The organism is Vibrio sp. 10N.222.48.A3 (assembly GCF_041475345.1).
Classification (GTDB): Bacteria; Pseudomonadota; Gammaproteobacteria; order Enterobacterales; family Vibrionaceae; genus Vibrio; species Vibrio tasmaniensis_A.
In genome coordinates this window covers 1-2,362 of sequence record NZ_JBFRVX010000498.1, presented here as the reverse complement: position 1 = coordinate 2,362, position 2,362 = coordinate 1, and the positions used below count along the sequence as shown (strand labels likewise).

At 49.4% G+C, this 2,362-nt stretch carries 1 protein-coding gene; it reads right to left on the bottom strand.

Annotated elements, in window-relative coordinates:
- Positions 1 to 2,362: conjugative transfer relaxase/helicase TraI (traI, locus tag AB4653_RS14730; protein WP_372104562.1), on the bottom strand; the 2,362-nt coding region annotated here is incomplete at both ends.

The following is a 2,362-nucleotide window of genomic DNA, read 5'->3' as shown; positions in this document are numbered from 1 at the left end:
GTTATTGACACCGAGCTTGTTTAAGTACGTTTGGGCCAGTGTGTTATCCATCGGTAAGCTTTGATTGATATAATCCTTAGCCCGTTCTTCAAACTGCGCAATATGCCTTGGGGTGGTGCTCAGTAATTTGTCGTGTTTACTGTTTTCCTCCAGTTGATATTTTTCCGGTTCGTTGATCATCTTGTGCGCTTCATTCATCGCGGCTTTATAATTCATTTCCTTATGACTCATGATTAGGTTAATCAATGCGCCTTTTTCGCCTGTGGTGTAGTCTTTGAAATACCCGCGATGCTCTCCAGTTAAGGTGACTTTAATGGCCGATTTTCCAATACCAAAGGTTAAATAATCCCGGTCTGATTTGGATTGATTCGGCTGGCCTAATAACTGAATGGCGAGGCTTTCGGTGTATTTTGGTAGCTGCGTATTGATGTGCTCCCTAAATGTGTTGTAGTCAAAGTCACCGCTTTTATTTTGGAACCGGACGTCCTCATGAGGGAGTGCATTACGGTTAAAGTAGGTGGTGTCTTTGGGTGGAATTTGGTTGAGGGTTTCTATCGCACTGGCTTTATGGCTCTCTTTAGAAAGCCAGCTTTTGACCAATTGTTTTGTGTTGTCGGTATAGAGCCGAATGTGCTGACTGGCACGAGTCACATCGATACCGGCGCGTCTTAAGTTGGTCAGTGCGCCTTTGCTTTGTATCGCGCTAATGACGTGTTGATAGGTGGACCCTTGCGCCATGTCTGCGGTTCGACTGTAAGCGTAGTCCCAGTGCCCGTCTTTAAGCGCATTAGGGTTAAGGTTGAGTGTTTGTCCTGTCTTAGATTGAGCGATAACACGGTCTGTAGTCGCTTGCGTGATGCGGTACTCCACGTTGGCTTTGATACTGCGCTCTTTATCGGTAAAACGGGTGATGATTTTATCGCCCGTTGAGAGTGGTTTTTCTGACGTAGAGAACAGGGTGGTGAAGCGGTGGTCACGGTTGCGCGGTAAGAATGGCCTAGTCTTACCTGTCGCTGCGTCTTGAAGTGTCACCACGCCATGCTCTGAGTCAACGTGAGTGATTGTCGCGTACTCACCGGGTCTGGTGCTCAATATCAAGCCTTTTTGATACGGCATCATGGTAGTGAGCTCTTCACCCGTGGCGCCGATTGAGCGTAGCCGGGTTGCGACGACGTTCTCTTTGCCTAACTCACTCTGTTTCATCAAACCGACACGGATGTGTTCGGTGATGGTGTCTCGCTCCTGGTTGGTGTACGCGATAATCAGTGTGTTGTCTCGCGTTTCGGGGGTGCGCTCTAAATAGTCTTTGGCGACCATGTAGGGCAGCTTCTCTGTGGCGGTGAGCTGCGCTCTGCGTCGGTCTTTGTCGTTTTCATCCAACGTGGAAATGACATGTTGACTGTTGCTTTGAGTATCAGGGGCTTGCTGCTGGAGTTTATCTAGGGCGCTGAGTGGCTGTTTATCAATGGTGTTTTGCTGTGCATTGTGCAGGGTGTCATTTTGTGGACGTACCATATCGGTCATGTAAGCGGTATCGATGCGGCCTTGGCTTATGGCCAGCTCAAAGGGTTTACCGGCACTGAGTGATAAAAGCTGCTCTTTATCGCCCAATTTGGCTGTTTTGGACTGACTGTCATTGACCAGCTTTGTGAACTCATCGGCTTGCTTGTTGCTGACCATGGAGCTTTCATCGAGAAAGAACAAGGTGTGTTGATAGTCACTGGCTTCTCGATTGCCTTGTCGGATGTCAGAAAGCAAACTGTCTAGCGTTTGCGCTTTCACGCCTTTGCTTTCTAGCTCTGCAACCGCGGCGTGCGTGGGCGCAAGACCGATGACGCTTTGCTCTGGCTGCTGGCTGGCTTCTTTGACTAACTGGATAAGTTCAATATTGGATTCAAGCATGGTGGACTTACCTGTACCGGCTAACCCTTGGATGGCCACAAAGCTGTCCTTGGTGGTTGAGATAAGGGTGATGGCGTCCTTTTGCCCTTGGGTTAAGCGAGGCTTGGTATCGAGAAAGTCTTGCACCTGCTTAGGCGTTGCAAAAGGTTGATGTTGGCCTTTACCATCATCGATGTTTTGTAAGATGCGCTTTTCAGTCTCCAGCGCGGCTTGCGTCGTCCAGCGTGTGCCGTCACTGTACTCTGCAGAGAGGGTGTTGCTGCGTTTATTCAGCTCTGTTTCAACCTGCTCTTTGGAAATAGAGCCTCCGGCTTCTTCAAAGGCGTAACGCACCGCTTCCACTACTAAGGCTTTTTGGCTAAAAGCCGCTTCTCGCTCTGAGAGGTGGTTCAGGGCAAAGCTGACCGCTTTTTCGATGAGTGGGGCGTTTTGCGCTTTGGCTAGTGCTGACAGTGCCTGA